Source organism: Citrobacter freundii complex sp. 2025EL-00176 (assembly GCF_053309355.1).
This window is the reverse complement of sequence record NZ_JBRYHT010000020.1, coordinates 37960-58469: the sequence shown is the minus strand read 5'-3', so window position 1 is coordinate 58469 and position 20510 is coordinate 37960. Positions and strand designations below refer to the sequence as shown.

The following is a 20510-nucleotide window of genomic DNA, read 5'->3' as shown; positions in this document are numbered from 1 at the left end:
GTAATCCGTTGTTCCGTGTCAGTGGAGGCGCATTATAGGGAGTTATTTCAGGCTGACAAGGGGAAATTTAAAATAATCTTCCGAGTGCGCGTTTTTTCATCAAAACCGATTAAACCGCCAGTTTTTCGAGCGTTTTGAAGCCATAACGTTGCAGCACGGGCAATAATTGTTCGGCTTCTGTCGTCATTGCCATACAGAATGCGACATTCTCATCGGTTGATTTCGCGTCCGGCGCTTCATGTTCTAATAACCAGGCCGTGCGACGCGCAATCGCGGCACCCGAATCCACCAATCGCGTCCCCTCGGGCAGGACCTGTAAAAGCTCTTCCTGTAATAGAGGGAAATGGGTGCACCCCAGCACCACCGTGTCGGGTGGTTCCGACATCCGCAGCCACGGACGCAGAATGCGGCGCAACTCTTCCAGAGAGACCGTTTCGCCGTGCAGCTTCGCTTCCGCCAGTTCCACCAGCTCGGCGGAACCCAACATTGCAATCTGACATTCGTTAGCAAACCGCGCAATCAACTCATGGGTATACGAGCGCTTCACCGTCGCACGTGTAGCCAGCAGTCCCACAATGCCATTCGCCGTGAGTCGCGCTGCTGGTTTAATAGCAGGAACGACGCCCACAACCGGGAAGGCAAATTTCTCACGTAATGCAGGAAGCGACACGGTGCTTGCAGTATTACACGCGATGACCGCAAGAGAGAGGGGATAGCGCTGCTGGACCGCAGTCACAATCTCAACAACACGCTCGACGATAAATTCCTCGCTCTTCTCACCATAAGGAAAGGCGACGTTATCAAAAGCGTATATATAGTGGAGATCCGGCAGGAGATTCCGGATCTCATTGTAGACCGACAACCCACCGACGCCGGAATCAAACACCAGCACGGTGGGACGTGGATCAGAAGGTGTAGCTGCCAGACAAGGTGTATTCCCGCCCTGCAGTTGCGTAGCCATAAACTGTCTCGTAATCTTTATCGAACAGGTTGGCGATTTTACCACGAACAGTCAGCTGTGAGGTGATTGGATATGCCACTGTCAGATCCCACACGCTTACTCCACCCATTTTTACCGGCTGATTGGTGACGAAGTCCTTGTCGTATCGCGTTCCTAAATACTGATACGTTAAACCCCAGTCAAAATCGTAAACCTGCCAGTCAAGCTGATACTTCACCTGCTGCTTTGAACGACGCGCCAGGGGTTTATCGGTAATCGCATTGCGTGCGTCAACGTAATCGTAGCTCAGCGTGTGCGCCAACGGCCCAGTGTCGAAGTTCGCTGTAGCCTCAATACCTTTAATACGTACTTTGCCTTCGTTATAGTATTTTTTGGTGTGGGGGTTGTAATCGATCATGTTATCGATATCGTTGCGATATCCTGACAAACGCCAGTTCACATCCGCTGTTAGCCCTTCAAATGCCCCTTCCCACTGTTTGCTCTCTTCAGGATCCAGATGGGAATTTCCGTACATGCCATACAGTTGTCCCAGATTAGGTGCCTTATAAGAGGTGCCGTAGGAGGCAATAAAACGATAGCCTTCGACAAACTCCCATCCGGCGCTGGTTTGCCATGTGCCATGCCGCCCAAATTGGGAATTGTCATCACTGCGCGCCGCGCCTTCGAACGTGAAATCACCCAGTTGCTGTAATCCCGTCAAGTAGAGACCGGTATTCCGCTGGTCGTAACCGTCCGTGACATACCCGGTGCCAGGCTCTGTAGTTTGCTTTTGCCAGTCTACACCAGCGCCCACGTTACCGTGACCAACCACCATACTGTTTGACCACTGCACATTATATTGCTTCATCTCATCCAGTGTGGCCGACGAGTCATAGCGGCCATAATCCGGATCATAGTTGTAGTCTTTACTGTGGCTATAGCTGGAAACCAGCTGCGACTGGATCAACTCACCATTGAATCGCAGTCCGGCATCCCAGCTTTGGCTGTAGAGTTTCCGGGTATCCACTAACGGCGTCCCCGGATAATAACCCGAGTCATAATCTGTTCGGTTATCATAACCGTAACCGCGAACAAACCCGCTCCAGGTGTCAGAGAAGTTGTGTTCCAGCGCGCCATACAGCGTCTTACTTAAGAAACCGTCTTTGTCGGGTTGAGCCTGCAAACCGGTACTACCGTAAGCCACAACATCAAAGCCTTTGGTATAGGCATAATCGCCCATCAACGTGACGCGCGTATTCTCACCTAACTGTTGTTGGGTTGAGACATCGTAATTCTGGTAGCCATTGCTTCCCACGCCAGCGGTCAGTTCCGTCCCCGGCTTTTCGCGCGTCGTAATGATATTCACCACGCCGCCAATCGCATCAGAACCATAAATAGCCGAACGTGGCCCACGAATGTACTCAATACGTTGTACCAACGATACCGGGAACTGGCTAAGGTCGGCTGCGCCGCTGACCCCTGCCAGATTCAGGCGCACACCGTCAATCAGCACCAGAACATGGCTGGCGTTAGTGCCGCGAATAGAAATAGACGAATTTTGTCCCATACCACCGTATTGGGCGATATCCACGCCTGGCAGGCGACGAAGCACATCATTCACGGAGGTGGATTGCCAGCGATCGATATCCTGACGCGTAACAACGGTGATAGGGGCAAGTACTGCGCTACGAGGCTGCTGAAAACGGTTGGCAGTGACGACGAGAGTATCTGGGCTAGCATCCTGTGCCCAACCAGAAAATGCCGTGACGGAAAGCGCCGTCCACAGCAACGATTTTTTAATCATTGTAAAGCATCCACAATATAAGAAGGATGCCGCAGGTCCCACCGATAGTACGCGATGATGAAAACCAGATGCGACGTTAGCCGGCAGGTCTTCGGGCTTGGAGGCGACTTAAAGAGACGATGACTTCCCACGGCAAGCCGCAGTGTCTGCACCAGGTGCGCTCATCTCCTACCTTCCTTACCGCTGCGCGTCAGCTCCAGATTCACACTGGATTCCCTTTTAACTCACAGGACCGGAAAACGGATGCTACAGTTTGTTACAACCCACTGTCCAGACTGTGTATCACAATATCGGAAATCATCAATGACTGGACATCTGTTGAGCAATCCCTACAATCCCCGCGTACTTTTATTTTTCAGGACGCATCATGACCCCCGAACATCTTCCGACAGAACAGTACGACGCGCAGTTAGCTGAAAAAGTGGTGCGTCTGCAGAGCTTAATGACACCGTTTTATACACAGGCTCCGGAAGTGTTTCGCTCACCGGTCAGTCACTACCGTATGCGTGCCGAATTCCGGCTGTGGCATGACGGTGATGACCTGTACCACATCATGTTCGATCAACAGACGAAAAGTCGTATTCGCGTCGACAGCTTCCCGGCGGCCAGCGAGCTTATCAACACGCTGATGACGGCAATGATTGAAGGGGTACGCGATAACCGTGTCCTGCGCCACAAACTGTTCCAGATTGATTACCTCACCACCCTGAGCGATCAAGCGGTCGTTACGATGCTGTACCATAAAAAGCTGGATGACGAATGGCGTCAGGAAGCCGAAGCGCTACGGGACGCGCTGCGTGCGCAAAACCTGAACGTGCATCTGATTGGCCGTGCCACCAAAACCAAAATCGAGCTGGACCAGGACTATATTGATGAACGCTTGCCAGTCGCGGGTAAAGAGATCATCTACCGCCAGGTTGAGAACAGCTTCACCCAGCCCAATGCCGCAATGAATATTCAGATGCTGGAATGGGCGATTGATGTCACCAAAGGTTCCCAGGGCGACCTGCTTGAGCTGTACTGCGGTAATGGCAACTTCTCATTAGCTCTGGCGCCAAACTTCAACCGCGTGCTGGCGACTGAAATCGCCAAACCATCCGTTGCAGCAGCCCAGTACAACATTGCGGCAAACCATATTGATAACGTCCAAATTATCCGCATGGCGGCAGAAGAGTTTACTCAGGCGATGAATGGAGTTCGCGAGTTCAACCGTTTGCAGGGGATCGATCTGAAGAGTTACCAGTGTGAAACTATTTTCGTTGACCCACCGCGTAGCGGTCTGGACAGCGAAACGGAGAAAATGGTGCAGGCGTATCCGCGGATTCTGTACATCTCCTGCAACCCGGAAACGCTGTGTAAGAATCTGGAAACGTTAAGCCAGACGCACAATGTTTCACGTCTGGCTCTGTTCGATCAGTTCCCGTATACGCACCATATGGAGTGTGGCGTGTTACTGACCGCGAAGTAAGTGATGTCCTGGCCGGGTGCGTTTCGCTTGCCCGGCCTACAAATATTATTCCGCAATTTCCTGCTTACGGTTACGCACTTTAAAGCCGATCCAGAACACCAGAATCACCGACAGTACCGCCGGGAAGAAGTTAGAGCCAATATCCGGATATTCAGCGCGTACCACGGTGCTGTACAACAGAACGCCGAGAATAAAACAGGCGGCGGCCAGGCCTGGTAACCCCACAGGCATGGTGCGGTTCTGATAGCGTTGATGCAGACAATAAACCGTCAGCACCAGCGAAATAATCGGGAATACTGAGAATGGCACAATGGAGCTAAACAGCGCCGCAAATGTGCCATTGATCGATAAGCCAGCAACCAGCGCCAGCAGCAGCGTACCTTTATCTTGACCTGACTGTTTCATTGCTCGTCCTTCTCGTTACTCGGAGTGGTGCGTCATCTTCTCTTGTTCACGGCGGTACCAATAAAATGCGCCTTTCGCGATCATGCGTAGTTGCAATACCAGCCGCTCTTCCAGCTGTCGACGCTGTTCAGCGCCAACATCCAGTGCTTCTGCCCCGGCGCTGAACACAATCGTTACCATGGCTTCGGCCTGCGCTTCAGTAAACGCACGAGGCATATGGTTTTCGAGTTCCAGATAGTCCGCAAGTTCCGCAATGAAGTGCTGAATTTCACGTGCGACCGCTGCACGAAACGCTGCGGAGGTTCCCGAACGCTCGCGCAATAATAAACGGAAGGCGTTGGGATTGTTGCCGATGAACTCCATAAATGTTGAGACCGAGGTACGGATCACACTCCCGCCTTTGGCGATACGCTGACGCGCCTGACGCATCAACTGACGCAGCATCAGACCGCTTTCGTCCACCATCGTCAGCCCGAGCTCATCCACATCGCGGAAATGGCGATAAAACGAGGTTGGCGCAATGCCCGCTTCACGAGCAACTTCTCGTAAACTGAGACTGGCAAAACTACGCTCAGCACTGAGTTGACTAAATGCAGCCTCTACCAGCGAACGCCGGGTTTTCTCTTTTTGTTGCGCTCTAACGCCCATCACGATGTCTGAATCCTTCCACATACCTTGCTGGCACTATACCAGAGATTAGGCGGTTGGCATGGCTTTGTTAATGATTGTTTACGCGCAGTTTGTGCTTCGACTTCGCAAAAAAGCACAACGATAATTGGGTTATCCCGACAACGATGTTACTATTCTGTTGCTTTTATGTATAAGAACAGGTAAGCCTGACCATGTCACATTCCTACGATTACGATGCAATAGTAATAGGTTCCGGTCCCGGCGGCGAAGGCGCTGCAATGGGTCTGGTTAAACAGGGAGCGCGCGTCGCGGTGATTGAGCGCTATCATAACGTCGGCGGAGGCTGTACCCACTGGGGCACCATCCCGTCGAAAGCACTCCGCCACGCCGTCAGCCGCATTATTGAATTCAATCAGAACCCACTTTACAGCGACCATTCCCGACTTCTCCGTTCTTCCTTCGCCGATATTCTCAATCATGCTGATAACGTGATTAATCAGCAAACGCGCATGCGGCAAGGTTTTTACGAGCGTAATCACTGCGAGATTTTGCAGGGGAATGCCCGTTTTGTTGATGAACACACGATTGCCCTGGAATGCCACGACGGCACGGTGGAAACGCTGACCGCGGATAAATTCGTGATCGCCTGCGGTTCACGCCCTTATCGCCCTGTTGACGTCGACTTTTCGCATCCCCGGGTTTATGACAGCGACTCCATCCTGAGCCTGCACCACGAACCTCGCCACGTTCTGATTTACGGCGCGGGGGTCATTGGCTGTGAATATGCGTCGATCTTCCGTGGAATGGACGTCAAAGTTGATTTAATCAACACCCGCGATCGTCTGCTGGCGTTTCTTGATCAAGAGATGTCCGACTCGCTCTCTTACCACTTCTGGAATAGCGGTGTGGTTATTCGCCACAACGAAGAGTACGAGAAGATTGAAGGTTGCGATGACGGCGTTATCATGCACCTGAAATCCGGTAAAAAGCTGAAGGCTGACTGTCTGCTGTACGCCAATGGCCGCACCGGTAATACCGATTCGCTGGCGCTGGAAAACATTGGTCTGAAAACCGACAGCCGTGGGCAGCTCAAAGTGAATAGCATGTACCAGACGGCGCTACCGCATGTGTATGCCGTAGGGGATGTGATCGGCTATCCGAGTCTGGCATCGGCGGCCTACGATCAGGGGCGTATTGCCGCCCAGGCCCTGGTGAAAGGCGAAGCCACCGCGCATCTGATCGAGGATATCCCCACCGGGATTTATACCATTCCTGAAATCAGCTCCGTTGGTAAAACCGAACAGCAGCTTACGGCGATGAAAGTCCCATACGAAGTCGGCCGCGCCCAGTTTAAACATCTGGCACGTGCGCAAATCGTAGGCATGAGTGTCGGAACGTTGAAGATTCTGTTCCATCGCGAAACCAAAGAGATTCTGGGGATCCACTGCTTTGGGGAACGCGCGGCCGAAATTATTCACATCGGTCAGGCGATAATGGAGCAAAAAGGTGGTGGTAACACCATCGAGTACTTCGTTAACACCACCTTTAACTACCCAACCATGGCGGAAGCCTATCGGGTAGCGGCGCTAAATGGCTTAAACCGCCTGTTTTAACGCACTGTCGAAATGGCCATCCATTGATCCACGGATGGCCTCTGCCAGCTGTTCATAACGGCTGCGCAGCGGCGAACCTGGACGATACACCAGGCCAATCGTGCGGCGCGGTTCTGGCTTAATGCATGGCAGATAGACCACACCATCACGCTTACGCTCCGACGGAACAGCCAGCGCAGGCAGTAACGTAATACCGCTACCTGCCGCCACCATATTGCGCAGCGTTTCCAGACTGGTTGCCCGGAAATGGGTATCTTCATCAGCACCTGCTTCAAAGCAGAAGCCCATGGCCTGATCGCGCAGGCAGTGACCATCTTCCAGCATCAGCAGTTTTTCACCCGCCAGATCGGACATCGGTACACAGTCACGGTTTGCCCACGGATGATCTTCATAGATCGCCAGCATCATAGGCTCATCAAATAACGGCACTTCGATGAATGCCTCACTCTCTTTCACCAGCGCCAGAATCACGCAGTCGAGCTTACCGCTATCCAGTTGCGCCAACAGCTGATGCGTCTGCGCCTCATGCAGATACATTTCCAGTTTTGGGAAGGTCTGGTGCAACATAGGAATAATATGCGGCAGCAGGTATGGCCCCACCGTTGGGATCAAACCAATATGCAGCGGGCCAGACATCGTCTCGCCTTGTTGGCTTGCCATCTCCTTGAGCACTTTGACCTCGCGCAGCACGGTGCGCGCCTGATCCACCAGCAGCAGACCTGCCTGAGTGAACAGCACCTTGCGACTCGTACGCTCCAGCAGCATGACGCCCAGCTCGTCTTCCAGCTTACGGATCTGTCCGCTCAGCGTTGGCTGACTCACGTGGCAGGAGTCTGCCGCCCGTCGGAAGTGACGATGTTCGGCAAGCGCCACCAGGTATTCAAGATCACGAATATTCATTATTCATCCTCCATCGCCACGATAGTTCGTAGCGATAGGTAGCATAGCAACGAACGATTATCCCTATCAAGCTTTCTGTTTAATAATGCACCACAGAAACGGAACGGTACCCCTTTAACCCTTGAAGCTACTGTCCGTTTAGAGAGTTTCTCTCATACTCGAAATAACTAAAGCCAACGTGAACTTTTGCGGACCTTGCGTCCGCATTTTTTTTGCATAAAAAAGCCCGGCGTGATGCCAGGCTCTGATAACTGTTTGCCTGATGGCGCTACGCTTATCAGGCCTACAAGACAAAGGTTACGCCAGACGCGCCTTCGCGTAATCAATCGCCTGTGCGACCTGCTGTGGCGACACGCCGCCTTTCGCCGCACGTTTGTCCAGACACGATTGTAGAGAAAGGATCGGGTAAACGTCATCGCCAATGACCGGACTGAACTTCTGTAAGTCGGTCAGCGACAGCGCTTCCAGCGGTTTGCCCTGACGAATCGCCTCAACCACCGTCTCGCCCACAATATGGTGTGCTTCGCGGAACGGAACGCCTTTCGCTACCAGATAATCCGCCAGCTCAGTGGCGTTGGCATAACCCTGCTGCGCCGCTTCCTGACAACGCGGACGTTTCACCTGAATGCCATCCAGCACCAGCGCGGCCATATGCAGACAATCCAGCCAGGTATCGAGCGCATCGAACAGCCCTTCTTTGTCTTCCTGCATATCTTTGTTATACGCCAGCGGTAGGCCTTTTAAGGTCATCAACATGCCGGTCAACGCACCCTGCACGCGACCGCATTTGCCACGGATCAGCTCCAGCGCATCCGGGTTTTTCTTCTGCGGCATCAGGGATGAACCCGAGGTCACACGATCGGACAGCTCGACAAAGCCCGCTTCACCGGTATTAAAGAAAATCAGATCTTCAGCAAAACGCGACAGGTGCACCATGCCGATAGAGGCGTCGGACAGTAACTCCAGCACGTGGTCGCGATCGGAAACGCTGTCCAGACTGTTACGCGTTGCCGAAGTAAAGCCCAACCAACCAGCCAGTTGTTCGCGATCGATTTCATATGCCGTACCCGCCAGCGCACCGCAGCCCAGAGGACTGACGTCCAGACGCTTAAGCGCATCCTGCAGACGGCTTTCATCACGCGCCAGCATTTCGACATAGGCCAGACACCAATGGGCAAACGTCACCGGCTGCGCACGTTGCAGGTGGGTGTAACCCGGCATCACGGCATCCTGGTTATTCTCCGCCGTCACCACCAGCGCGCTTTGCAACTGGCGGTTGGCGGAGAGTAATTCAATAACCGTGTCTTTACACCACAGTTTAAGATCGGTCGCCACCTGATCATTACGGCTACGCCCGGTATGCAGTTTTTTACCAAGCTGGCCGACTTTATCAATCAGCTTACCTTCCACCCAACTGTGAATATCTTCGGCATCGCTTTGCAGGATCTGTTGCGGATTGGCACGAACTTCTTCCAGCAGCGTGTTCAGCGCCTCTTCCAGTTGCAGCTGTTCATCGGCAGTCAGTACGCCGACCGTTACCAACGCTTTGGACCAGGCCACAGAGCCGACAATATCCTGTTCTGCCAGGCGGTAGTCAAAACGCAACGAGTCGTTGAACTGTTTGAACCGCTGATCTGCTGCCTGTGTAAAACGCCCACCCCAAAGTGCCATAACATGCTTCCTTAATATCTTGAATTTCAATGCCGGATGGCGCTTCGCTTATCCGGCCTACAGGTTCGGTTCACATACACCGGATAAGGCGAAGCCGCCATCCGGCACATTAATAGTTAAGCCAGAATACGTGTACCGATCGGCGTGCCGTTAAACAACGCCGGGAGTTGCTCTGCATGACGCCAGGAGGCGATATCCACCGGACGGCCCAGCGTGCGCGCGGCATCCAGCGCCGCATTGACCTTCACGATCATGCCATCGGTAATAATCCCCTGGTCGATCAGTTGCTCCGCTTTCGCGGCGGTCATTTCGGCGATGCGCTGGCCTTTACCATCCAGAATACCGCTCACGTCAGAGAGCAGAATCAGATCCGCACCCAACGTTGCCGCCAACGCTGTTGCCGCCTGATCGGCGTTAACGTTCATCAGCAGTCCATCTTCAGTGACGCCAATGGAGCTGACCACCGGCAGAAAACCGCTTTCCAGCAGCGTGTTAATTAGCTTAGGCGAACCCGGTTGCGCGAGTCCAACATGACCCAGCTCTTTATCGAGCGGCGTCACTGTTACGCTGTCGCCATCGCCAAGATACAGGCCCACAGAGGCGATTTGATGTTTTTTCGCCCAGGCCAGCAAGGTTTTATTCGCCGTGCCCGCCAGGGCGCCAGTGATAATGTCAATCTGATCGGCAGGGGTGACGCGCAAACCGTTTTTCTTTTTGACCGGCAGATTCAACTGCTTCATTAGTTCATCAACCACGCAGCCGCCACCGTGCACAATGATCAGCGGACGCTGATGCGACTCACGATAATTCACCAGGGCGGTAAACAGTCGCTCCAGCGCCTCTTCGCTATCCAGTAAAACGCCGCCCAGCTTGATAATTAATGGATTCATTGTTGCACCCTTAAATAAGAGACTGCGTTTCAGCAAAGCCGAAACGGATATTTGCGCACTGCATCGCCTGTGCCGCCGCGCCTTTCAATAAGTTATCTTCGGTCGCCACCACGATCAGGTGCTCTCCCTGCACGGCAAACCCGATATCACAAAACGGTAAGCCCACCACATTCTTCAGGGCCGGAACTCCTTTGTCGTACAGGCGTACCAGTGGTTTATCACCATACGCTTGTTGCAACGTCTGGGCCACCTGCGCATGGGTTACGCCCGCTTTCAAACGGCAGGTGATCGTTTCCAGAATTCCGCGCGGGAAGTTGCCCAGATGCGGAGTGAAGATCACTTCCGCGCCGAGGTGAGTGGCGATTTCCGGCTGATGACGATGGGTAAACACGCCATAGGGCTGCAGGCTCACTTCGCAAAAGCTGTTCGAGATAGCCGCTTTACGTCCCGCACCGCTGACGCCACTGGTCGCGTTAATCACCGGCCACTGGCTGAGATCCAGAAGTCCGGCGTCAATCAGTGGTTTCAGCGACAACTGCGCCGCCGTCGGATAACAACCCGGTACAGCAACCAGATTCGCTTCTTTCAGTTGCGCTGCGCTCCACTCCGCCAGACCGTACACCGCCTGCTCCAGCAGTTCGGGGTGCTGATGGGTAAAGCCATAATATTTTTCATAGAACGCGCTATCGTTAACACGAAACGCGCCTGAGAGATCAAACACCACACATCCGGCCTGCAAAAACTGCGGGGCCAGGTCATGACTGACCTCATGCGCTGTGGCGAGGAACACAACGTCCACCCCTGCGCTAAACTCGCTGATATCCGACATTGGCTGCAACGGTAAATCGACAATGCCTTTCAACTGCGGATGCAAATCGGAGATGAGTTTTCCTGCATCATTGCTTTGCGCTGAGACGGTCAAAGCGGTTATGTTCATATCAGGATGGCGATTTACATAGGTCACAAGCTCTGCGCCGGCATAGCCGCTGGCGCCCACAATCAGCGTATTCAACATCGGGGCAGCTCACCTTCTTAGATTCTGTTGCCAGGTATAAGCCTTTATCACCTCACCTTACACTTGGTGGGTTTTATTACGCTCAACGTTAATGTATTTTTATTCACAAATACTGCATGAATATTGATACTATCATGACCCGAGGTGTGTCAACAATGAAAAACAATTTACCGCCATTTATCGAGATTTACCGCGCTCTGATTGCCACGCCATCGATTAGCGCCACCGAAGAAGCGTTGGATCAAAGCAATGCAGGTTTAATCACTCTGCTGGCGGGCTGGTTCAAAGATTTAGGCTTCAATGTAGAGGTTCAGCCGGTTCCCGATACGCGAAATAAATTCAACCTGCTGGCAAGCATTGGACAAGGGGCTGGCGGTCTGTTGTTGGCAGGTCATACCGATACCGTGCCGTTTGACGACGGGCGCTGGACGCGCGATCCGTTCACCCTGACCGAGCATGACAATAAGCTCTACGGTCTGGGTACGGCAGATATGAAAGGCTTCTTCGCTTTTATCCTCGACGCGCTGCGTGATGTCGACGTAACGAAGCTGAAAAAGCCCCTGTACATTCTGGCCACTGCCGACGAAGAGACCAGCATGGCGGGAGCGCGTTATTTCTCTGAAACTACCGCTCTGCGTCCGGACTGCGCGATCATTGGCGAGCCCACCTCCCTGCAACCGGTGCGTGCGCACAAAGGGCATATCTCTAATGCCATTCGCATCTTGGGGCAATCGGGACACTCAAGCGATCCGGCGCGTGGCGTCAATGCGATTGAACTGATGCATGATGCTATCGGCCATATCATGACTCTGCGTGATGACCTGAAAGAACGCTATCATCATGACGCTTTTACCGTTCCGTACCCAACCTTAAACCTGGGTCACATCCACGGCGGCGACGCCGCCAACCGAATCTGCGCCTGCTGCGAGCTGCATATGGATATTCGCCCGCTGCCCGGCATGACGCTCAACGATCTTAATGGTTTACTTAACGATGCGCTGGCCCCTGTCAGCGAGCGCTGGCCGGGTCGCCTGACGGTGTCGGAACTGCATCCGCCTATTCCAGGCTATGAGTGTCCGCCGGACCATCAGTTGGTCGAAGTCGTTGAAAAACTGCTGGGAGCGCAAACGGAAGTGGTGAACTACTGCACTGAAGCGCCGTTTATCCAGACGCTTTGCCCGACGCTGGTGTTGGGGCCTGGCTCCATTAATCAGGCGCATCAGCCAGATGAATACCTGGAAACACGCTTTATTAAGCCAACCCGTGAATTGATCACCCAGGTTGTGCATCATTTCTGCTGGCATTAATCGTTTATAACCTTGCTCATCCTTCAGCGGTGAGCAAGGTCATTTATTAACATTTTCATAAGCACAGCTTATTTGATTCGATGTGAATTAAATAACGTAAATTCCCGCCATTTTTTCGTTTGCTGAACCGATTTCGCAGCAATTGACGTCACGAGTTTTACGTGGCTTTATAAAAGACGGCGAAAAAATTAAGTCCGAGAGATTTCGTGTCACAGCCAACGCCGCGGTGGTGCGAAAGATACAGGACGCACAAATTAAAGATGGGGTGTCTGGGTTAATGAACGAACAATATTCCGCGTTGCGTAGTAATGTCAGTATGCTCGGCAAAGTGCTGGGAGAGACCATTAAGGATGCGCTGGGAGAGCACATTCTTGATCGCGTAGAAACAATCCGTAAGCTGTCCAAATCATCCCGCGCTGGCAATGAAGTTAATCGCCAGGAGCTACTTACGACGCTGCAAAACCTGTCTAACGACGAGCTGCTGCCGGTTGCCCGTGCGTTTAGCCAGTTCCTGAACCTGGCTAACACCGCCGAGCAATACCACAGCATTTCGCCCAAAGGCGAAGCAGCCAGCAACCCGGAAGTGATTGCTCGCACTCTGCGTAAACTGAAAGACCAGCCCAACCTCGATGAAGCCACCATCAAGAAAGCCGTGGAATCACTCTCCCTGGAGCTGGTCCTGACCGCCCACCCGACTGAAATCACCCGTCGTACGCTGATCCATAAAATGGGTGAAGTTAACGCCTGTCTCAAACAGCTTGATAACAAGGATCTCGTCGATTACGAACGCCATCAACTGATGCGCCGTCTGCGCCAGTTAATTGCTCAGTCCTGGCATACGGATGAGATCCGCAAGATACGCCCAAGCCCGGTTGATGAAGCCAAATGGGGCTTCGCCGTGGTCGAAAACAGCCTATGGGAAGGCGTGCCGAACTATCTACGCGAGCTGAACGAACAGTTGGAAGATAATCTGGGCTATAAGCTGCCCGTTGATTTTGTTCCGGTTCGGTTTACCTCCTGGATGGGCGGAGACCGCGACGGCAACCCGAACGTGACGGCGGATATCACCCGTCACGTGCTACTGCTCAGCCGCTGGAAAGCCACCGACCTGTTCCTGAAAGACATTCAGTTTCTGATCTCTGAACTGTCGATGGTGGATGCCACGCCGGAACTGCTGGCGCTGGTAGGCGAAGAAGGCGCAGCAGAACCTTACCGCTATCTGATGAAAACCCTGCGTTCACGTCTGATGGCAACTCAAGCCTGGCTGGAAGCCCGTCTGAAAGGCGAGAAATTACCGAAACCTGCCGGCCTTCTCACCCAAAACGAACAGCTCTGGGATCCGTTGTACGCGTGTTACCAGTCCCTGCAGGCCTGTGGCATGGGCATCATCGCCAATGGCGAACTGCTCGACACCCTTAGACGCGTGAAATGTTTCGGCGTACCGCTGGTACGTATTGATATTCGTCAGGAAAGCACCCGTCACACTGAAGCGCTGGGCGAACTGACCCGTTATTTGGGCATTGGCGACTACGAAAACTGGTCAGAAGCGGATAAACAGGCCTTCTTGATCCGCGAACTGAACTCCAAGCGTCCGCTTCTGCCACGTAACTGGGAACCGAGCAACGACACCCGCGAAGTACTCGACACCTGCCGCGTCATTGCCGAAGCCCCGCATGGCTCCATTGCCGCCTATGTTATCTCGATGGCGAAAACGCCGTCAGATGTATTGGCCGTGCATCTGCTGCTGAAAGAAGCCGGGATCGGTTTTGCTATGCCGGTTGCGCCGCTGTTTGAAACGCTGGACGACCTCAACAATGCTGATGACGTCATGTCCCAGCTCTTGAATATCGACTGGTACCGCGGCTTTATTCAGGGCAAACAGATGGTCATGATTGGCTACTCTGATTCCGCAAAAGACGCGGGCGTGATGGCGGCCTCCTGGGCGCAATATCAGGCCCAGGACGCGCTTATCAAAACCTGTGAAAAAGCCGGTATCGAGTTGACGCTGTTCCACGGTCGCGGTGGTTCCATTGGCCGCGGTGGCGCGCCTGCGCATGCGGCACTGCTCTCTCAACCGCCTGGCAGCCTGAAAGGTGGCCTGCGTGTGACGGAACAAGGTGAGATGATCCGCTTTAAGTACGGCCTGCCGGAAGTGACCATCAGCAGCCTGTCGCTTTATACCGCAGCCATCCTGGAGGCCAACCTGTTACCGCCGCCAGAGCCGAAGGATAACTGGCGTCATATCATGGATGAGCTTTCCGATATTTCGTGTGAGCTCTACCGTGGATATGTACGCGAAAACAAAGACTTCGTCCCTTACTTCCGCTCCGCGACTCCAGAGCAGGAACTGGGTAAATTGCCGCTCGGCTCCCGTCCGGCAAAACGCCGTCCGACTGGTGGGGTAGAGTCTCTGCGCGCCATTCCATGGATCTTTGCCTGGACGCAGAACCGCCTGATGCTTCCGGCATGGCTGGGGGCAGGCACCGCGCTGCAAAAAGTGGTGGAAGACGGTAAGCAAAGCGAACTCGAAGCAATGTGCCGCGACTGGCCATTCTTCTCCACACGCCTTGGCATGCTGGAAATGGTTTTCGCTAAAGCCGATCTGTGGCTGGCTGAATACTACGATCAACGTCTGGTCAAAAAGGAGTTGTGGCCGCTCGGCGAAGAACTGCGTCAGCGTCTGGAAGCCGATATCGACGTCGTGCTGGCGATTGCCAATGACTCACATTTGATGGCCGACCTGCCGTGGATTGCCGAGTCCATTCAGTTAAGGAATGTTTATACCGATCCGCTGAACGTTTTACAGGCTGAGCTGTTACACCGCTCGCGCCTGGCTGAAGAGCAAGGCAATGCGCCAGATCCACGCGTTGAACAAGCGCTGATGGTGACCATCGCAGGTGTTGCTGCCGGTATGCGCAATACTGGCTAACGTCCCCTCCCGTCGCCTTCGTGCTATTGCGCGAAGGCGACATCAAAAATCGCTGTTATAACTGCTTCATTTTCAATATATTCCCGCCTGTATATATTTACCCAATAAATATATAAACAACAGAACACGATACTAACATCGTGATGCTTCAGTTCCTCTTAAGGTTTAGCCGCTACTCTTGGCGCTACGATTAAAGACAGGCTCACACTATGCAATCCTTACAACTCCAGTCTAAACCCGCATTTAGCTGGAAAGCCCTGGGTTGGGCGCTCCTCTATTTTTGGTTCTTTTCTTCATTACTGCAGGCGGTTATCTATTTCAGTGGCTACAGCGGATCTACCGGTTTACGCGATTCCTTGCTGTTCAGTTCACTGTGGTTGATCCCCGTATTCTTATTCCCAAATCGTATCCGTATTATTGCTGCCGTTATTGGCGTTATGTTATGGGCTGCCTCTTTAGCCGCTCTGAGTTATTACGTCATCTACGGGCAAGAGTTCTCGCAAAGCGTTCTGTACGTGATGTTTGAAACGAATGCGAACGAAGCCAGCGAATATCTGAGCCAATATTTCAGCCTGAAAATTGTGTTAATTGCGCTGGCGTATACGGTAATGGCGATTCTGCTGTGGACGCGTCTGCGCCCTGTTCATATTCCATCGCCCTGGCGCTATCTGGTGTCGTTTGCGCTGTTATACGGCTTGATTCTGCACCCAATGGCGGTTAATACGTTCATCAAACATAAACCGTTTGAAAAAACGTTGGACGGTCTCGCTTCGCGTATGGAGCCAGCCGCACCGTGGCAATTTATCTCCGGGTATTATCAGTATCGTCAGCAGTTGACCTCGCTCAATAGCCTGCTGAATGAAAACAATGCCCTGCCGCCGCTGGCCAACTTTAAAGACCATTCCGGTGACGCACCGCGTACGCTGGTACTGGTGATTGGCGAGTCAACGCAGCGTGGTCGTATGAGCCTGTATGGTTACCCGCGCGAAACCACACCGGAACTGGATGCGCTGCATAAAACCGATCCTAACTTCACCGTTTTCAATAATGTCGTGACCTCCCGTCCGTATACCATTGAAATCCTGCAGCAGGCGCTGACCTTTGCCAACGAGAAGAACCCGGATCTGTATCTGACCCAGCCATCCCTGATGAACATGATGAAGCAGGCGGGTTATAAAACCTTCTGGATCACCAATCAGCAGACAATGACTGCCCGCAACACCATGCTGACGGTGTTCTCTAAGCAGACAGATAAGCAGTTCTATATGAACCAGCAGCGTACGCAAAGCGCGCGCGAATATGACAGCAATGTGCTGGCGCCATTTAAAGAAGTCCTGGCCGACCCGGCGCCGAAAAAATTCATCATCGTTCACCTGCTGGGTACCCATATTAAGTACAAATTCCGTTATCCGGATGGTCAGGGCAAATTCGACAACAATATCGACAATGTTCCCGCCGGTCTGGGTAATGATGAGCTGGAAGCCTACAACGATTACGACAGCGCGAATGTCTACAATGACCACATCATTGCCAGCCTGATCAAAGACTACAAAGCGACCGATCCGAATGGTTTCCTGCTGTATTTCTCCGATCACGGTGAAGAGGTGTACGACACGCCGCCACATAAAACGCAGGGCCGTAATGAAGACAATCCGACACGCCATATGTATACGGTGCCGTTCTTATTGTGGACCTCGGAAAAATGGCAGGCCGCGCATCCTCGGGACTTCTCACAGGATGTGAATCGTAAATACAGCAGCTCAGAGCTAATCCACACCTGGTCTGATTTAGCTGGCTTCACTTACGATGGCTTCGATCCAACCCGTGCCATTACCAGCCCGCAGTTTAAAGAGACGACTCGCTGGATTGGCAATCCATACAAGAAGAATGCCCTGATAGATTACGATACCTTGCCTTACGGCGATCAAATCGGTAATCAATAATCCCACACAGGCCACTTTTAAGAGTGGCCTTTTTTTATGATGGCGGTTACTGTTCCCCTGTCTGCTGCCTGCAAGGGATTAACATGTATCACGACGTCAGCCATCTTCTCGCCCGCCTGATTAACGGCCCCACACCGCTACGCCAGATTTACTTTGCCAGCACCAGTAGCTCAATGCCGGAACTGGCATATCAGGTTGATTTCCCCCGGCTGGAGATTGTGCTGGAAGGTGAGTTCACCGATCACGGGGTTGCCGGCGCATCCGCAACGTTACGACCTGGTGATGTCCTGTACGTTCCGGCCGGCGGCTGGAACTTTCCGCAATGGCTTACACCGGTCACCACGCTCAGCGTTCTGTTCAGCAAGCAGCAGTTGGGTTTCAACGTCGTTCAGTGGGACGGCAAGCAATATCAAAGCCTCGTCAAACAGCATGTCGCACGGCGTGGACCGCGTATTGGTTCCTTCTTGCTGCAAACGCTTAATGAAATGCAGATGCAACCGCAGGAGCAGCAAACGGCCAGGCTGATCGTCGCAAGCTTGCTGAGCCATTGTCGCGATCTGCTCGGCAGCCAAATACAGACCGCATCGCGCAGTCAGGCGCTGTTCGAAGCCATTCGCGACTATATTGACGAACGCTACGCTTCACCGCTTACCCGGGAATCGGTCGCGCAAGCGTTCTACATCTCGCCCAATTACCTCTCCCATCTGTTTCAAAAAACGGGCGCTATCGGTTTTAACGAATACCTGAACCACACGCGGCTTGAACACGCGAAGACGCTGCTGAAGGGTTACGAGCTGAAGATCAAAGACGTGGCGCACACCTGTGGTTTTGTTGACAGCAACTACTTCTGCCGCCTGTTTCGCAAGAATACCGAACGTTCCCCCTCAGAATATCGTCGGCAATATCACAGCCAGTTGACGGAGAAAGAGATCCGTCAGTAGTAAAGAAGACAAAAATAACATTTACTGGATTTTTGTAATATAAAAAACCAACTCATGGCCCAAACCACCTGAATAAGCCTCACCTGTAGCTGACATGTGAAGTAAGTCTCACTTTTATCGACACATTACATTTATCCAGCTTTTGACAGATTTGTCAGATAGCGCGACGCGGTGAAACGCTCTTATCCTGTGCACAACAACGCATTCCGGCAACGGGCTGCTCACGCAAAATTAAGAGGGTGTTTTGTATGGAACTTTATCTTGATACCGCCAACGTCGCGGAAGTCGAACGTCTGGCCCGCATCTTCCCTATCGCTGGCGTAACCACCAACCCAAGTATTATCGCCGCCAGCAAAGAATCCATCTGGGATGTGCTGCCGCGCCTGCAAAACGCCATTGGCGAAGAGGGTATTCTGTTTGCCCAGACCATGAGCCGCGACGCGCAGGGGATGGTGGAAGAAGCCAAACGTCTGAGTAATGCCGTACCGGGTATCGTGGTGAAAATCCCCGTCACTGCTGAAGGTCTGGCCGCTATCAAATTACTGAAAAAAGAGGGTATCACCACCCTGGGAACCGCCGTGTACAGTGCTTCTCAAGGTCTACTGGCCGCGCTGGCTGGCGCAAAATATATCGCCCCTTACGTTAACCGCATTGACGCTCAGGGTGGCGACGGGATCCGCACGGTACAGGAACTGCAAACGCTACTGGAACTGCATGCGCCAAACAGCATGGTACTGGCGGCCAGCTTTAAAACGCCGCGTCAGGCGTTGGATTGCTTACTGGCAGGATGTGAAGCAATCACCATGCCCTTAGACGTAGCGCAACAAATGCTCAATACCCCTGCGGTAGAGTCAGCAATAGAGAAGTTTGAGCAGGACTGGAACAACGCATTTGGTCACATCAACCTGTGAGGGAAATAAAGTATGGATCGCATTATTCAATCACCTGGTAAGTACATCCAGGGTGCCGATGTTATTACCCGTCTTGGCAGCTACCTCAAACCACTGGCAGCGCGCTGGCTGGTCGTTGGGGACAAGTTTGTCTTAGGCTTCGCACAATCCGCGCTGGAAAAAAGCTTCCAGGATGCCGGACTGGCGCTGGAGATCGCGCCTTTTGGCGGTGAATGTTCGCAAAACGAAATCGACCGTTTGCGCGGCGTGGCGGAAAAAGCGCAGTGTGGCGCAGTACTCGGTATTGGCGGCGGGAAAACGCTGGATACCGCCAAAGCGCTGGCGCATTTTATGGGCGTGCCTGTCGCTATTGCGCCAACCATCGCCTCTACCGATGCACCGTGCAGCGCGCTGTCCGTCATTTACACCGATGCGGGTGAATTCGATCGCTATCTGCTACTGCCGAACAACCCGGACAGGGTCATTGTTGATACTAAAATTGTCGCGGGCGCACCGGCGCGTCTGTTAGCCGCAGGCATCGGCGATGCGCTGGCGACCTGGTTCGAAGCACGCGCCTGTTCACGCAGCGGCGCAACCACCATGGCGGGTGGTCAGTGCACCCAGGCGGCGCTGGCACTGGCTGAGCTATGCTTCAATACGTTGATAGAAGAAGGTGAAAAAGCGATGCTGGCAGCCGAGCAGCACGTGGTTACGCCTGCGCTGGAGCGCGTTATTGAAGCCAATACCTATCTTAGCGGCGTCGGTTTTGAAAGCGGTGGTCTGGCAGCGGCTCACGCCATTCATAACGGCCTGACGGCGATCCCGGATGCACATCACTACTACCATGGCGAGAAAGTGGCGTTTGGCACGCTGACTCAGTTGGTGCTGGAAAACGCGCCGGTCGATGAAATCGAAACCGTGGCGGCGCTGTGTCATTCCGTTGGTCTACCGATTACCCTGGCGCAACTGGATATCAAACAGGATATCCCGGCGAAAATGCGCATTGTGGCAGAAGCGGCCTGTGCTGAAGGCGAAACCATCCACAACATGCCTGGCGGCGCAACGCCGGACCAGGTGTATGCCGCGTTGCTGGTCGCTGACCAGTATGGGCAGCGTTATCTGCAAGAGTGGGAATAACGTAAGAATGCCGGATGGCGGCTTCGC

General features: G+C 53.2%; 16 protein-coding genes and 1 riboswitch. Of the genes, 8 read left to right on the top strand and 8 right to left on the bottom strand.

Annotation, left to right across the window (positions count from 1 at the left end; translation table 11 throughout):
- Positions 1–109 precede the first annotated feature (109 nt).
- Together murI and btuB are read right to left on the bottom strand one after the other, a co-directional pair.
- The gene (gene murI, locus ACVXHP_RS23060; RefSeq protein ID WP_447572235.1) at positions 110–961 is read right to left on the bottom strand and encodes a glutamate racemase; all 852 of its coding nucleotides are present in this window, start codon (positions 959–961) and stop codon (positions 110–112) included.
- Positions 906–2744: a TonB-dependent vitamin B12 receptor BtuB gene (gene btuB / locus ACVXHP_RS23055; RefSeq protein WP_447572234.1), complete on the bottom strand. Its 1839-nt coding sequence runs from the start codon at positions 2742–2744 to the stop codon at positions 906–908. Before btuB ends, murI begins: the two co-directional genes overlap by 56 nt.
- Before the next feature lie 65 nt (positions 2745–2809).
- Positions 2810–2996, bottom strand: a riboswitch (cobalamin riboswitch).
- A gap of 115 nt (positions 2997–3111) precedes the next feature.
- Between btuB and trmA the strand changes: the two genes are divergently transcribed.
- Entirely contained in the window at positions 3112–4212 is a 1101-nt protein-coding gene (gene trmA, locus ACVXHP_RS23050; RefSeq protein ID WP_447572233.1) for a tRNA (uridine(54)-C5)-methyltransferase TrmA, read from the top strand.
- Between the two features lie 45 nt (positions 4213–4257).
- Here the strand turns inward: trmA and ACVXHP_RS23045 are convergent, their stop codons facing one another.
- Positions 4258–4617: a YijD family membrane protein gene (locus tag ACVXHP_RS23045; protein ID WP_003825114.1), complete on the bottom strand. Its 360-nt coding sequence runs from the start codon at positions 4615–4617 to the stop codon at positions 4258–4260.
- Between the two features lie 15 nt (positions 4618–4632).
- Positions 4633–5268, bottom strand: a complete 636-nt coding sequence (gene fabR / locus ACVXHP_RS23040) for an HTH-type transcriptional repressor FabR (RefSeq protein WP_003028862.1) — start codon at positions 5266–5268, stop codon at positions 4633–4635.
- A 191-nt stretch (positions 5269–5459) separates the two neighbouring features.
- Between fabR and sthA the strand changes: the two genes are divergently transcribed.
- The gene (sthA, locus tag ACVXHP_RS23035; RefSeq protein WP_003028860.1) at positions 5460–6860 is read left to right on the top strand and encodes a Si-specific NAD(P)(+) transhydrogenase; all 1401 of its coding nucleotides are present in this window, start codon (positions 5460–5462) and stop codon (positions 6858–6860) included.
- On the opposite strand, the gene oxyR is transcribed toward sthA, so the two are convergent.
- From oxyR to argC, 4 genes are all read right to left on the bottom strand, one after another.
- Positions 6843–7760, bottom strand: a complete 918-nt coding sequence (gene oxyR, locus ACVXHP_RS23030; protein WP_038636079.1) for a DNA-binding transcriptional regulator OxyR — start codon at positions 7758–7760, stop codon at positions 6843–6845. The genes sthA and oxyR overlap by 18 nt on opposite strands.
- Before the next feature lie 297 nt (positions 7761–8057).
- Positions 8058–9431: an argininosuccinate lyase gene (argH, locus tag ACVXHP_RS23025; RefSeq protein ID WP_447572232.1), complete on the bottom strand. Its 1374-nt coding sequence runs from the start codon at positions 9429–9431 to the stop codon at positions 8058–8060.
- A 116-nt stretch (positions 9432–9547) separates the two neighbouring features.
- The gene (argB, locus tag ACVXHP_RS23020; protein WP_047025877.1) at positions 9548–10321 is read right to left on the bottom strand and encodes an acetylglutamate kinase; all 774 of its coding nucleotides are present in this window, start codon (positions 10319–10321) and stop codon (positions 9548–9550) included.
- A 10-nt stretch (positions 10322–10331) separates the two neighbouring features.
- The gene (gene argC / locus ACVXHP_RS23015; RefSeq protein WP_047025878.1) at positions 10332–11336 is read right to left on the bottom strand and encodes an N-acetyl-gamma-glutamyl-phosphate reductase; all 1005 of its coding nucleotides are present in this window, start codon (positions 11334–11336) and stop codon (positions 10332–10334) included.
- Positions 11337–11491: 155 nt separating this feature from the next.
- Here argC and argE point away from each other — a divergent pair, with 155 nt between their 5' ends.
- From argE to gldA, 6 genes are all read left to right on the top strand, one after another.
- Positions 11492–12643 carry an acetylornithine deacetylase gene (gene argE, locus ACVXHP_RS23010; RefSeq protein ID WP_447572231.1) on the top strand — a complete coding sequence of 384 codons (1152 nt, stop codon included), beginning with the start codon at positions 11492–11494 and terminating at the stop codon, positions 12641–12643.
- 277 nt (positions 12644–12920) lie between these two features.
- Entirely contained in the window at positions 12921–15572 is a 2652-nt protein-coding gene (gene ppc / locus ACVXHP_RS23005) for a phosphoenolpyruvate carboxylase (protein ID WP_304702897.1), read from the top strand.
- Between the two features lie 209 nt (positions 15573–15781).
- Positions 15782–17515 (top strand): phosphoethanolamine transferase CptA, encoded by a 1734-nt coding sequence (locus ACVXHP_RS23000; RefSeq protein WP_047025881.1) that lies wholly within the window; start codon positions 15782–15784, stop codon positions 17513–17515.
- A gap of 83 nt (positions 17516–17598) precedes the next feature.
- Positions 17599–18456 carry an AraC family transcriptional regulator gene (locus ACVXHP_RS22995; protein WP_447572230.1) on the top strand — a complete coding sequence of 286 codons (858 nt, stop codon included), beginning with the start codon at positions 17599–17601 and terminating at the stop codon, positions 18454–18456.
- 248 nt (positions 18457–18704) lie between these two features.
- Entirely contained in the window at positions 18705–19367 is a 663-nt protein-coding gene (gene fsa, locus ACVXHP_RS22990) for a fructose-6-phosphate aldolase (protein WP_447572229.1), read from the top strand.
- A gap of 12 nt (positions 19368–19379) precedes the next feature.
- Positions 19380–20483: a bifunctional L-1,2-propanediol dehydrogenase/glycerol dehydrogenase gene (gldA, locus tag ACVXHP_RS22985; RefSeq protein ID WP_038636055.1), complete on the top strand. Its 1104-nt coding sequence runs from the start codon at positions 19380–19382 to the stop codon at positions 20481–20483.
- The last annotated feature ends 27 nt before the right edge of the window (positions 20484–20510 follow it).